Here is a 12879-nt window from a genome sequence, read left to right on the forward strand (position 1 = left end):
CCCCAACCAAATCAGTTCAACTGTACAATCTGTACTAACTGCTCTTCATCCCTATTGCGCTGAAGTTCTATTTCAGGCTCGTCAAAGCCAATATCCCCGCCTTCATAAGGCTTATCCTGAGTTTTAAGACCGACAAAATCAAACAGGTTAGGATCGGCTAGATGCGAAGGCGTAACACTTTGCAGCGCGCGAGCCATGTTTTCAATGCGGCCCGGATGTTGTTTGTCCCACTGCTGCAGCATTTGCTTAATGACCTTGCGCTGCAGATTTTCCTGCGAACCACATAAATTACAGGGAATGATGGGGAAGACCATCATATCGGCATAGCGTGTTAGATCCTTTTCTGCACAGTAAGCCAATGGCCTGATCACCATTTGTTTGCCGTCGTCACTTACCAACTTCGGCGGCATAGATTTCAATTTGCCACCATAAAACATATTCAGAAACAGGGTTTCCAGCATGTCATCGCGATGATGGCCGAGCGCAATTTTAGTTGCCCCCAACTCGGTCGCCGTACGATAAAGAATACCGCGACGTAACCTAGAACACAGTGAGCAGGTAGTTTTACCTTCTGGGATCTTCTCTTTCACTATGCTGTAGGTATCTTCATTGACTATCTTGTAGTCAACGCCTTGGCTGTCCAGATACTCAGGCAATACATGCGCAGGAAAGCCTGGCTGCTTCTGATCCAGGTTTACTGCTACCAGATCAAAATGAATGGGCGCCACTTTTTGTAAGTAACGCAAAATATCCAACATTGCATAGCTATCTTTACCGCCAGACAGGCACACCATCACTTTGTCGCCATCTTCAATCATATTGAAATCGTCAATGGCTTTTCCGGCACAGCGCCGCAAGCGTTTTTGGAGTTTGTTGAAGCTGTATTTTTGCTTTGCGCTCAGTTCGTCTAATCGGGTCATAGGCCACCTCTGCAATGAGGGCGGGATTATACCTAGCTTGACCACAAGTTACATATTTTCTGTGTCTGGAGGAGGGAATAGCTTAGCGGTGGGTCTGAATAATCAGGGTAAAAAAAGCCGCCAAACTGGCGGCCCTTACTATCTTCATTTTTGTAACGGACTGATAAAACCGTCAGGTTTAACCGCCAATACATCACAATCGAGCATATCGATAACATGCTCAGCGGTATTGCCTATCAACGCTGCAGATATACCATGACGACCAACAGTGCCAATAACCACTAATTCTGCATCTACGTCAGCAGCAACTGTGGGTATCACATCCTCAGGCAAGCCTTCTTTTACGAAGCAGTGCTGGGGCGCAATACCATGATTGCTGGCGAAGGTCTTCATCGCCTCGGTGTGATGATTGCGCACCGATTCATTAAAACTGCCCGGATCAAACTCTGGTATTTCGATGGCAATATTCACTGGCGTACCGGGGTAGGAATTAACCAGGTTGACCTGGCCATTGAGTGTGCGGGCAAAAGCCAATGCGGTATGGGTCACTTTCTGGTTCAGCGAACTATGCTCTTCATCTGCTGTACCCACATTAACCGCCGCAATAATCTGACCTTGCTCAGGCCAGGCATGTTCTTTCACCAAAAGCACAGGTACGGGTGCTTTGCGCATCAAATGCCAGTCGGTTGGGGTGAATATGACCGATTTAAGACCACCATGCTCATGAGTGCCTTTAACTATCAGGTCATAGCCATGCTCAATGGTCTCATAAATAATGCTTTCGAAAGGTCTGTTGTGCCACACCACCTTGGCATCTAACGCCAGAGCGGCATTATTGACTTGTTTACTGAGTAATTCGGTCAGCCATTCGGTTCTGTCGTCCACCACGGCCTGGCGCATGGTTTCACGCTCGTCAACCGATAACATTGTGGTCATTTCGTACGAGAAATCGTAAATAGACAAAAAGGCCGTAATGCTGGCCCCAGTTTTCTCCGCAATTAGCAGAGCTCGCTTTAGGGCTTTTTGCTGCTCGGTGGTTGGGTCAATCACTACCAACAATTTTTTGTAGTTCATCATTGCCTCTTCGCATTTACTCCGACTAGCTTAAGTCTAGTTTAGCTAACCTTATTACCCTTTGTGCCAGATCAAAGCCAGTCTATCTAACTGTTAACCGACAACTGTGCATTTTCCTGGTGTTCTCTTAACTGCTTAGGGTCAACCAAGGTAATGAATTTTCCATCCACCTGAATTAAGCCTTGTTTCTGGAACTTGGTTAGCAGGCGGCTGATGGTTTCTACGGTTAGCCCCAGATAATTGCCAATTTCAGCGCGGGTCATGCTCAGTCTAAACTGACTACCGGAGAAACCACGATCATGGTATCGCTCCCCCAAATGCGCGAGGAAATGTGCCAACCGCTGATTAGCAGTGCGCTTATTCAGCAACATAAACATATCCTGATCCGCCTGAATTTCGTGGCTCATCAGACGCATCACTTGCTGACGCAAGCGCGGCAGATCCCCTGACAATACTTCCATAGTTTGGAAGGGGATTTCACAGACCATAGAAGTTTCTAACGCTTGGGCAAAACTCTTGTGCACTTGGTGATGAATTGCATCAAAACCGATAATGTCACCAGGCAGGTGAAAGGCTGTTATTTGTTCTTCACCGTCAGGCGCCAAAACAAAGCTTTTAAATGATCCGGAACGCACAGCATACAAGCTATTCAGCTTGTCCCCTGATTGAAACAAACGCTCGTTCTTCTGAAAGGGGCGTTTACGCTGAATAATGTTGTCCAATTTATCCAGTTCGTTGTCGTTCAGGGTAAAGGGCAGACAGAGCTGACTAATACTGCAATTTTGACAACTAATAGTACATTCGCGGTGTTGATTCATAGTAGACACGGCTTAACATGCAAACAGGCTGCTAGCTTAGCATTTTTTGCACTTGGTTAAAGCGAATTCGAATTTACGGCGGGTTAGCCTATAGCTTTGATAATCAATGGCGATAGGAGCAACCAAGCCGCAAATGCCGCGAGAACAATGGAAATTACCAGCCGGCTACGCGGATGATTCAAAAGTGGTCTTATGTGTTGACTGAAGCGCCCAAGTGTTAAAAGAGCAGGTAATGTTCCAAGCCCAAAGGTGAACATGGTCAGGGCGCCGGTTAAAGAGGAGCCACTGGCCATGCTCCAGGTGAGAGTAGAGTATACCAAGCCACAGGGTAGCCAGCCCCAAATCATACCGTAGGGGATAGCAGCGACAGGGTGTTTAAATGGAATAAAGCGCTTAGATAAAGGCGCCAATGGTTTCCATAATCGGGCACCTTGTTTTTCCAACCATGACAAACCACGCCACCAATTCCCAATATACAAAGCCATGGCCAACAAAAAAAGCGCACTGAGAGTTGTCAGTAAATGAATGCCCCCTGCGACTTGATGGGAAAAAAGCATCCCGAGTCCACCAGTGATGGCCCCTGCGCAGGTATAACTAAATAAACGGCCGAAGTGATAGCCAAGTTCGTAGGGAAGCGGGCGTTTTTTAGGCGGAATGGAAAAGCTTAACGCCCCAACAATTCCACCGCACATGGCGACACAATGAACGCTACCAGCCAATCCCAACAATAAGGCTGACAGTAGATTTAGTTCAGTCACGCGACTGATTTGCCTTATTTTTCTGTTCTTTGTCGTCGTCGAACAAAATATTGTGTCCCTGACGTTCCAGATCTTCAAACTGACCGGCTTTTACTGCCCAAAAGAAAATCAGGATAGCCACAGTCACAATCACAATGGCCAGAGGAATTAGGATATACAGAATGCCCATTATGACTCCGCTTTGAGTAGTCGCACCGAATTGGCCACTACGATAATTGAGCTAAGCGACATGCCTATCACGCCCAACCAGGGGGTCAGATAGCCAGATACCGCAAGAGGCAGCACCAATACATTGTATCCTAAGGCCCACCCCATGTTTTGCATAATCTTCTGCTTGGTGCGCTGAGCCATTTTGAACAATTCTGGCAGCAACGTCAGGGTCGGGTTGATCAATATAATATCGGCGGCATTTTTTGCTAAGTCTGTCGCTCCACCAACGGCAACTGATACCTGGGCGGCTGCCAAGACCGGTGTGTCATTGATGCCATCTCCGACCATTAACACTTGGTGCCCCTGTTCTTGCAGGGTTTTCACCGTTTTTAGTTTCTGTTCCGGTCGACACTGACTGTACATCTTGGTTATCTGCAGCTGTGCGGCAATCTTTTCAACATTGTGCTGACTGTCACCACTAATAATACAGCGCTCATATCCTTTCAGGTCACTAAGCATGTTCAGGGCATCACTTCGTACTTGGTCAGTTAGCACGAATCCCGCTAATACTTGCTGCTTGTCAGCCAATAACACATTGCATTCCTGTAAGGCTGTAGGAATCTCATGTTTAATCAGGTGCGAACTGCCTAACTGATAATGTACGCCGTTGACGTCTCCGCAGAGCCCTAATCCGGCGATAATCTCGACCTGAGTGGCAGGCTCTACCTGATAAGCATTGAAAGCTTTAGCTAACGGATGCTCTGAATGCTTTTCTAGTGCCGCGGCAATCTCAAGAACTTGATGTTCAGGCAAGGTCGACAGATTCACCACTTGCTGAATGCTGAATTTTCCTTCGGTCAGTGTGCCCGTTTTATCAAAAGCCAGCATATTGATCCCAGTGAGAGACTCAAGCAAATCGGCCCGCTTGAGCAAGATACCTTGCCGGTTAAGTCTTGCCATCGCGCAGGTTAAAGCAGAAGGTGTGGCCAAACCTAATGCACAGGGGCAGGTGGCTACCAGCACTGAGGCTGTGATCCAGAAGGCGTCCACATTACCCTGAGCGTGCCAGTACCAAAAGGTCAGGGCAGATACAACCAACACAGCCACTACAAAATAGCTGGAAATTCTGTCTGCCAATTGGGCTATGGCTGGCTTATTGAGCAAGGCTTCGTCTTGTAAACGCAGGATTTGGCTGACCATGGCTTCTTTAAGTGGCCTTAACACTTTAATGGTTAAACTACCGCTTTGATTTAGCGCGCCGCCAAATACTTCGTCACCGGCTTTTTTGTTTACCGGTTCAAACTCGCCGGTCAACATGGATTCATCGACGTGGCTGCTGCCCTCAATCACCACGCCATCCACGGGAATGGTTTCGCCGGCTTTGACTAATACTAGTTGGTCTACCCTAAGCAGTTTTGCCAGTATGTCCGTGGCTTGCCCATTTTCAAGCAGGGTGGCGGTGACGGGAATGTACTTACTCATGTTCGCCGAAATCTGGGCGGCTTTGTGTCTGGACTTATGCTCGAGGAATCGGCTGATAAGCAGCAGAAAAATAAACATACAGACCGATTCGAAGAAAACTTCGCCCTCGGCGATGATAGTGGCCTTGGCGCTGGCAATAAACAGGGCCCAAATAGCCACAGATATGGGTACATCCATATTTACCGAACCAGAGCGCAGTGCACGCCATGCCCCTTGGTAAAAGATAGCGCCGGAATACAATACTACCGGTACCGATAGGGTCAGGCTCACCCAATGCATAAACTGGCGAATGTCATCATCCAGATTGCCAAACAAACCAAAGTATAAGGCGATGGCGATCATCATCACTTGCATGGTCATCAAACCAGACAGACCAATACGTTTTAAGTAGGATTGTTCGGTCTTTTTAAATTGCTCTTCCTGCTGTTTGGGGTGGAAGGGCTGTGCGTGATAACCAATGTTTTCAATGGCGGCCAGGATACCACTCAAAGCAAGTTGATCTGGGTACCAGCTTACCAGTGCACGTCTGGCACTCACATTAACCGCAATTTGTTTAATGCCAGGCAGTTTGGCCAGCTTCTTCTCAATAAGCCAGGCACAAGCCGCGCAACTGATGCCATCAAGGCTTAGCTGAACCTGACTGTCCTTGCCTTTGACCAGAACAAATTCTTCCTGCAATTCTGGTTGGTCGAAAAGTTTCAGCTTCTCAAGGATGTCAGACTGCATCCCATCTGCCCGCTCAGCAGGCTCGGTGCGAAACTTATAATAATCTTCCAGACCATTGGCAACGATTGCCTCTGCAACAGCCTGGCAACCAGGGCAACACATTGCTTGTTGTTCGCCTAAGACTAACGCTTGGTAACGCCCTTGTTCCGTTACCTCTTGGTGACAATGAAAACAGATCAATGACGTTACCTATTTAATTAAGGACGAAAAACAATGGGAGAAGATTGTGGTAAACCAATATCCTGGTATACGCGCCAGCTCTTATCAAATGGCTCTAATGTGACTTTCCACTTACCCTGCATAGGCTCTGTCAGCGCGCCGCTGAACACCCCAGAGGCATTCTGAGTTAGCAGTAACTGAAAGTCCTTATCAGCCAGCGTCGGATGCTGGAAGTACATGGTTAGAGCCGCGCCAGATTCTGGTTTACCCGCAGCAAATTCCAACTGAACGCTCTTATCACTGAACTGCAAGCGAATATCAATACCCAGATCTCTGGCATGCTGGATTTTATCCAGATTCATATTGATACCTTTACCTTCCTTGTAATAGTCATCTATTACCATGCTGTCGTTGCCGCCAAGCGCCAACATCAGCATCTTTGTGCTAAGGATTATTGAAGTAACGGGGATGGCAATTAAAAACCATGGCCAAAACTGTTTATACCAAGGGGGAGGGGTTTGACTCATAACGTCTCTAGTTGGTTGGATTAGTTACAAATTCACGCGGGCATTCTACTTAGGGTTCATTGAACCTTCATGCGCCAGGTCAATAAAAGCGGCATTTTACCTGCCAGGATTAAAAAGATCTGCCTTTAAAATACAAAAAAGCCCCGCAATAGCGGGGCTTAGCTTAGATAATAAGGCGGAGCTTACTTGTCATGGGACAAGCTGTAGACATAAGCAGTGACCAGGTGGATCTTGTTCTCGCCCAGAATGTCTTTCCAGGCAGGCATCACACCGTTACGGCCATGCATTACTGTCTCAGTAACAGCCATTTCGGTACCACCATACAACCAAATGTCGTCAGTCAGGTTAGGCGCACCAAAAGCGTAATTGCCTTTACCATCCTGACCGTGACAGGCAGCACACATAGCGTACTTAGCCTGACCGGCATCTGCTAGCACAGGGTCAACCTTACGACCACTTAAAGAAAGGGCATATGCTACGACTTCCTTCACACCTTGCTCACCCAAAGAATCACCCCAGGCAGGCATCGCAGCATGGCGACCTTGCACAATGGTTTCTTTGATCTGCGCAGGGCTGCCGCCATACAACCAGTCATTATCGGTCAGATTCGGGAAGCCACGCTGGCCGCGGGCATCTGAACCATGGCACTGTGAACAGTTTTGCAGGAACAAACGCTGGCCAACTTTCAGGGCTTCCTGATCGGTAGCCAAATCTTCAACGCTACGCTGAGCGTAAGCTGCAAAGATGGGGCCGAAGCGCTCTTCTGCCGCCGCGACAGCTCGGCTGTACTCGTTCAGGCTGCCATTAGCCAAATCTTCCTCATGGGCTGCTTTTGACTCAGCCAGGCTACGAATATCCTGGTTCGAACTTTCCCAGCCCAACAGGCCTTTAAAGTTACCTAAACCAGGGTACAGTGCCAGGTAGACAAAGCCCCAGATGATGGTGGCATAGAACATAATGGTCCACCAGCGAGGTAACGGGTTGTTGATTTCAACAATACCGTCAAACTCGTGGTGCATTTCGTCACCTTCTTTTACACCGGTCTTATTTTTAAGGCACCAGCGCAGTAAAAGGAAACACCCCAGAATGGACCCCAAAGTAATGACGGAGATCCAGATACTCCAAAAGCTACTCATTGTTAGATGACTCCCGCTTTTTGTTTGCCTCGGCTGATGGCTTGTCGTCGTCAAACACCAGGTTTGCCGCCTCTTCGAAGCCTTTTTGGGCACGTTTACTGTAGGCCCACAGCACAATGGCAATAAATATAACTAATATGGCCAAAGTCCAGATGATATTGACGGTTATCTGGTCCATGTTATTTCAGTGCCGTGCCTAACGATTGCAGGTAAGCAATCAAGGCTTCCATTTCGGTCTTGCCTTTTACGGCAGCCTGAGCACCAGCAATATCTTCATCTGTGTAAGGCACGCCAAAATCGCGGAAGACTTCCATTTTCTTAGCGGTGAGCTCACCGTCCAGAGTGTTTTCCGCCAGCCACGGGAAAGCGGGCATGTTGGACTCTGGTACCACAGCACGTGGGTCCATCAGGTGAACACGGTGCCATTCGTCACTGTATCGTCCGCCAACGCGCGCCAAGTCAGGACCGGTACGCTTTGAGCCCCACAGGAAGGGGTGTTCCCACACGGTTTCACCCGCAACAGAGTAGTGACCATAGCGCTCGGTTTCTGAACGGAATGGACGAATCATCTGGCTATGACAACCAACACAACCTTCACGGATGTAGATGTCACGTCCTTCCAACTGCAGTGCAGTGTAAGGCTTAAGACCTTCTACTGGCTCTGTGGTCTGACGCTGGAACATCAACGGGCTGATTTCAACCAGGGCACCGAAGCTGATTACGATCAGAATCATAACCACCATCAGGCCGGTATTTTTTTCTACTAACTCATGTACGTTTTTCATAATACTGCGTTTCCTTATGCTGGTTGTGCTTCAGCTTGCAGACTGCCTTTAGGCGCCTTAATGGTGCGATAGCAGTTGTAGGCCATAATCAGCATACCCGCGACAACGAATACACCACCCAGGAAACGAACAAAGTAGAATGGCTTGGAAGCTTCAATACTCTCAATGAAGGTATAGGTTAGCGTTCCGTCTGTGTTCACTGCACGCCACATCAGACCTTGCATAACACCAGAGATCCACATAGCTACGATGTAAAGCACTACGCCGATAGTTGCCAGCCAGAAATGCACGTTAACCAATTTGGTTGAGTACATCTTAGGTTGACCGAACAAAATCGGAATCAAGTGATAGATAGAGCCAATGGATACCATCGCAACCCAACCCAAAGCACCTGAGTGTACGTGACCTACAGTCCAGTCAGTGTAGTGAGACAGGGCGTTTACCGTCTTAATAGCCATCATCGGACCTTCGAAGGTTGACATGCCATAGAAAGACAGAGAAACGATCAGGAAACGCAAGACGGGGTCAGTTCGCAGTTTGTGCCACGCGCCGGACAGGGTCATGATACCGTTGATCATACCGCCCCAGCTGGGAACAAACAGGATCACTGACATTACCATACCAACAGACTGCGCCCAGTCAGGCAGGGCAGTGTAGTGCAAGTGGTGCGGGCCAGCCCAGATATATAGGGAGATCAGTGCCCAGAAGTGCACAACAGACAAACGGTATGAATACACCGGACGGCCAGCCTGCTTAGGTACGAAGTAATACATCATCCCCAGGAAGCCCGCGGTCAGGAAGAAACCTACTGCGTTATGTCCATACCACCATTGCACCATAGCATCCACCGCACCAGCATACAGGCTATATGACTTGGTGAAGGATACCGGCACAGCCATACTGTTGGCGATGTGCAGGATTGCAACGGTCAGAATAAATGCACCGAAGAACCAGTTTGCTACGTATATATGCGAGGTCTTACGAATCACCAAGGTGCCGAAGAAGTTAATCGCATATGCCACCCACACCAAGGTAATCAGAATGTCGATGGGCCACTCCAATTCCGCGTATTCCTTGGAAGAAGTCAAACCCAGCGGCAGGCTGATTGCGGCCGCAACGATCACGGCTTGCCAACCCCAGAAGGTGAAAGAGGCTAATTTGTCACTAAACAACTTCACCTGGCAGGTGCGTTGTACGACATAGTAAGAAGTGGCGAACAATGCGCAGCCACCAAATGCGAAGATTACTGCATTGGTATGCAGTGGTCTTAATCGCGAGTAGGTTAGCCAGGGAGTATTAAAATTCATCTCTGGCCAGATTAGTTGAGAGGCGATTAATACGCCCACGGTCATGCCGACAATTCCCCAAATCACCGTCATGACGGCGAATTGTCGCACTACTTTATAATTGTATTCGGGATGTGCTCGACTGGTTTCACTCATCGTCTTGGTTCTTCCGCTGCTGTTGGTATGTTTTATTACCCGTTAAACATTAGGTAAAAAACCCGAAACCGCCAGTAAAAGTTCTGTCTCAAAGATTCCTATAAAGGTTTGATCCACAACTTATATTTGGCGGGCCTTCGAGCGGGAATAATAAGGTTTTTGGGCCTTAAAAGATAGCCTAAACACCGCTTGATTGATCCTGGTCAATGATTCAAACTTGCCGCCCTTCGTGTTTGGACGAGGTCAAGGTGTTAAAACAGAATTATCTCAACCTGATACTTAGTGGCGCGGCCTTGTCCGGTATATTACTAGGTGCTTATTGGTTGAATCAGCCTGAGGCAGTTACACCACAAAATGGCACATGTGAGTTGCACCATAGTGACTGCCGTTTTGAAATTGCCGGGCGTGTCGGCCAAATCAGCGTTTTTCCTCGTCCTGTCCCCATTGAAGAACCGCTAGCGATAACACTGCAGTTGCCTGAAGGCAGCCGTCTGCTAAGCGGTTATATAGAAGGTATCAACATGTATATGGGTAAAATACCTGTCATTGTTGAGCAGGCAGAGGGGCAAACAGTTCGTGCAGTCAGCTTTTTAGGAAGTTGCAGCGAACCTCAGATGCAGTGGCGCCTGGTGTTACAACTCCAGGACGCCAACGAGAAAAAGGTAACTCAAAGCTGGGCATTTATTACCAGGCTGTAGACAACAGTGAGTTGGCATTGCAACTCACGCCTGCTTGCCCAGCAATATTAAGCTTTCTTCAGCAAAGCCTGTACCAGCCTCAGTGTAGAAGTTAAATACATGATCAATGCCATAGTGCAACAGTTCTAATCTTTCGTCCTCGTAACGGGCGATGGCTGCCAGTTGCGCTTTATAACCGGCCTTACGCAGTTGATCATGGATATGACGTATATCTTCCGTGGAAGGAAGAGCCAGTAAGATAAGTTCAATACTGGATAAGTCCATGTTGTCCCACAAATCCGCGTCTTCACCGTCACCTAAGATAACCTGCAGATTCAGACCTTTTTGCCGTTCAATCCGATCACGGTCCGCATCCATACCCCATACCTGATTTCCCAGCACATCACGCAGCGCCAAAAATGCGCCCTTACCAACCCGTCCCATACCAACAACCAATACTTTGGCATGCTGGGGTTGCTGATAGATGTCTTCCGCCAGGCGTCGGGATTTTTCATAACGTTTAATCAGTTGTTGATAGCGGCTGTAGCCAGCATGTGAATAACGATAAATAACGCTGGTCAGAATAAAGGAGAAGGACACGGCCAGCGCCAGGATCACCAACCATTCTTTACTCATCCAGGCTGCATCCACACAAAGCGCCACTACAATGAGGCCAAATTCACTGAAATTGCTGAGCGCCAGGCCTGCTAGATACGCCGTTCGCCCCCGCAGGCGCAGGCCGGTAAACAGGAAAAAGAACATGATAAATTTGATTGGCAGCAACAAGCAGAGAAGCAGTGCCAGACCAACCATTTGTAAATCGGGCAGGGCGGTAAAGCCAATAGACAGGAAGAAGCCAATCAGGAACAAATCCTTAAAGCTCATCAGTGCCTTATTCATTTCTGAGGCTTTAACATGATTACTCATCAAAATGCCCATCACTAGCGCACCTAAATCGCCCTTGATACCAACCAGGTTAAATAGTTCATAGCCCCCCAAGGCCAGGAAAAAACCGGTTAAGGGCAGCAACTCACCGTGACCGGATAATTGCACTATGCGTTTAAGTAGTGGCTTGACGAGGAATAAACCCAATAAGCCGAGGGCATAAATTGAGGGTGTTTTGCCGGTGGCGAGCACCAAAAATAGCACGGCCAGGATATCCTGCATAACCAGTACACCAATAGCGAGTTTGCCATGGCGGGTTTTCATTTCGCCAGCTTCTTCGAGCAACTTCACAATACATACCGTACTGGAAAAACTTAACGCAAATCCTAGTAATGCTGCTGTCTGCCAGTCTAATACCGCAAAATAAGCCAGCGAAATGCTTGCCAGTAGCATAGCGAAACTGGCCAAAAAACCTGACCACACCAACATATGCACACCGGTGCCCAGCCACACTTCTCGTTTAAGTAAGTCTTTAACGTTAAGTTTTAAGCCGATGGTAAATAACATCAGGGTAATGCCCAGGTTCGCCAAAGCTTCGAGACTTTCGGTGGGCTTGATACCGATAAAATTAAGTAAGAAGCCAGCAGCCAGAAAACCTATCAGGGGTGGAAGATTCAGCATCTTCACACCCAGTCCGCACACAAAGGCGAATAACACCCAAATAAAATCCATCAGCAATTAGATCCGTAGCAAAAGGAGGGACAATAGAATAATAGAGGTAATGCCGCAGAATCAAAAACTTGTGCTCAATTTCTGCGGCACAAAACTAATCAGAAGGCGGCGTAGTTGATTGAGCCAACTTTTCTATCAAGCAAGTGACGGCATTGACGTCAAATAACCTATCGCAAGCGGGGTAAAGGTTAAATTCCTGGTTCTCAAAGTGGTCAGACAGCAAATACTCTAATCTCTGCTCCTCGTCATGGCTATCAAGACTGTTTTCGGTCAGATTAAACACCCACTGAATTTGTTCTTTAAGCTGCTTATGCTCTTCCGTTGCTTTATCCATGAGCTCATTAAGTTGCGGATCATCATGAGTTTGCAAGGCAGGGAACAATAAGCTTTGGTTCCACTCAATGTGTTGCAACAAACCAGACCAAAAAAGTTTGAACAAACGCTTAGACCATTCGGGATCCGGTTTTCTTTGCTTTCGAAAAGCTATGTATAACAACTCAAGGCGTTGCTGGTTGGCGCTAAAATATCGGGTAATGAATTTGTGCATGAAATGGACTCCGAACATTACAGCTTGAAGGTTAGCCCAGCTTCATGGAACGGAAATTAAT

The 12879-nt window shown here is 47.8% G+C and carries 14 protein-coding genes; 1 reads left to right on the plus strand and 13 read right to left on the minus strand.

Features of this window, described 5'->3' with window-relative positions; translation table 11 throughout:
* Positions 1-11 precede the first annotated feature (11 nt).
* The 11 genes from ttcA to ccoN all read right to left on the minus strand — a co-directional run bounded on the left by ttcA (position 12) and on the right by ccoN (position 9977).
* On the minus strand, positions 12-920 hold the full coding sequence (gene ttcA / locus KJY73_RS08920; RefSeq protein WP_214342958.1) for a tRNA 2-thiocytidine(32) synthetase TtcA: 909 nt from the start codon (positions 918-920) through the stop codon (positions 12-14).
* Positions 921-1064: 144 nt separating this feature from the next.
* Entirely contained in the window at positions 1065-1997 is a 933-nt protein-coding gene (gene uspE, locus KJY73_RS08925; RefSeq protein ID WP_206594479.1) for a universal stress protein UspE, read from the minus strand.
* Between the two features lie 83 nt (positions 1998-2080).
* The gene (fnr, locus tag KJY73_RS08930) at positions 2081-2812 is read right to left on the minus strand and encodes a fumarate/nitrate reduction transcriptional regulator Fnr (RefSeq protein ID WP_214342960.1); all 732 of its coding nucleotides are present in this window, start codon (positions 2810-2812) and stop codon (positions 2081-2083) included.
* A gap of 83 nt (positions 2813-2895) precedes the next feature.
* Entirely contained in the window at positions 2896-3570 is a 675-nt protein-coding gene (locus KJY73_RS08935) for a sulfite exporter TauE/SafE family protein (RefSeq protein ID WP_214343336.1), read from the minus strand.
* Positions 3563-3739, minus strand: coding sequence for a cbb3-type cytochrome oxidase assembly protein CcoS (gene ccoS, locus KJY73_RS08940; RefSeq protein WP_206594476.1), 177 nt, complete (start codon positions 3737-3739; stop codon positions 3563-3565). The genes KJY73_RS08935 and ccoS overlap by 8 nt, the downstream gene beginning before the upstream one ends.
* Entirely contained in the window at positions 3739-6108 is a 2370-nt protein-coding gene (locus KJY73_RS08945) for a heavy metal translocating P-type ATPase (protein WP_232848435.1), read from the minus strand. The genes ccoS and KJY73_RS08945 overlap by 1 nt, the downstream gene beginning before the upstream one ends.
* Before the next feature lie 17 nt (positions 6109-6125).
* Positions 6126-6614 (minus strand): FixH family protein, encoded by a 489-nt coding sequence (locus tag KJY73_RS08950; RefSeq protein WP_214342962.1) that lies wholly within the window; start codon positions 6612-6614, stop codon positions 6126-6128.
* Positions 6615-6796: 182 nt separating this feature from the next.
* Complete coding sequence (ccoP, locus tag KJY73_RS08955; RefSeq protein WP_214342963.1) at positions 6797-7750, minus strand: cytochrome-c oxidase, cbb3-type subunit III; 954 nt, start codon at positions 7748-7750, stop codon at positions 6797-6799.
* A complete protein-coding gene (locus KJY73_RS08960; RefSeq protein WP_188694520.1) occupies positions 7743-7928 on the minus strand; it encodes a cbb3-type cytochrome oxidase subunit 3 in 186 nt (61 codons plus the stop codon). The genes ccoP and KJY73_RS08960 overlap by 8 nt, the downstream gene beginning before the upstream one ends.
* Before the next feature lies 1 nt (position 7929).
* The gene (ccoO, locus tag KJY73_RS08965; protein ID WP_206594473.1) at positions 7930-8535 is read right to left on the minus strand and encodes a cytochrome-c oxidase, cbb3-type subunit II; all 606 of its coding nucleotides are present in this window, start codon (positions 8533-8535) and stop codon (positions 7930-7932) included.
* A gap of 14 nt (positions 8536-8549) precedes the next feature.
* The gene (ccoN, locus tag KJY73_RS08970) at positions 8550-9977 is read right to left on the minus strand and encodes a cytochrome-c oxidase, cbb3-type subunit I (RefSeq protein WP_214342965.1); all 1428 of its coding nucleotides are present in this window, start codon (positions 9975-9977) and stop codon (positions 8550-8552) included.
* A gap of 248 nt (positions 9978-10225) precedes the next feature.
* Here ccoN and KJY73_RS08975 point away from each other — a divergent pair, with 248 nt between their 5' ends.
* Entirely contained in the window at positions 10226-10675 is a 450-nt protein-coding gene (locus KJY73_RS08975; RefSeq protein WP_214342968.1) for a hypothetical protein, read from the plus strand.
* A 24-nt stretch (positions 10676-10699) separates the two neighbouring features.
* Here KJY73_RS08975 and KJY73_RS08980 read toward each other — a convergent pair whose 3' ends face one another.
* Both KJY73_RS08980 and KJY73_RS08985 read right to left on the minus strand, forming a co-directional pair.
* Positions 10700-12271 (minus strand): cation:proton antiporter domain-containing protein, encoded by a 1572-nt coding sequence (locus KJY73_RS08980; RefSeq protein WP_214342970.1) that lies wholly within the window; start codon positions 12269-12271, stop codon positions 10700-10702.
* Between the two features lie 94 nt (positions 12272-12365).
* Entirely contained in the window at positions 12366-12818 is a 453-nt protein-coding gene (locus KJY73_RS08985) for a hemerythrin domain-containing protein (protein WP_214342972.1), read from the minus strand.
* Between the last annotated feature and the right edge of the window lie 61 nt (positions 12819-12879).

This window comes from Bowmanella yangjiangensis (assembly GCF_018531185.1).
GTDB lineage: Bacteria > Pseudomonadota > Gammaproteobacteria > Enterobacterales > Alteromonadaceae > Bowmanella > Bowmanella yangjiangensis.